This window comes from Faecalibacterium sp. DFI.5.82, from assembly GCF_029076575.1.
In the GTDB taxonomy this organism is placed as follows: domain Bacteria; phylum Bacillota; class Clostridia; order Oscillospirales; family Ruminococcaceae; genus Faecalibacterium; species Faecalibacterium duncaniae.
Genome location: NZ_JARFIS010001158.1, coordinates 1 through 288, shown reverse-complemented (window position 1 = coordinate 288; position 288 = coordinate 1). Strand labels below are relative to the sequence as shown.

Sequence of the window (288 nt, the reverse complement as noted above, 5' to 3'; positions counted from 1 at the left end):
CCCCATTTGTCCGACAGTATTCGGTCTGACAAATGGGGCGTTATTATATTTCGGAAAAACGAAAGATGAACAGCGGAGAAGGAGACCAATTTTTATAGAGCAAGATGCTTTGCACGATAGTCCCGTGGGCTGATGCCATATACATTTTTGAACGCACGGGAAAAGTGACGCTGATTGGGATAGCTGACCATGGCGCTGATGGTGCTGATGGGAAGGCGGCATTCGGTCAGCAGCTGTGCCGCCCGTGCCATGCGGTAGTGCAGCAGGAACCCCTGCGGGCTTTCGCCC

Annotated in this window: 1 protein-coding gene; it reads right to left on the bottom strand. The window is 52.8% G+C overall.

All coding sequences use genetic code 11. The annotated features are described in order from the left end of the window. Window positions 1-92: 92 nt before the first annotated feature. A partial coding sequence (locus P0G09_RS20545) for a helix-turn-helix transcriptional regulator (protein WP_275253608.1) occupies window positions 93-288 on the bottom strand: 196 nt, incomplete at its 5' end.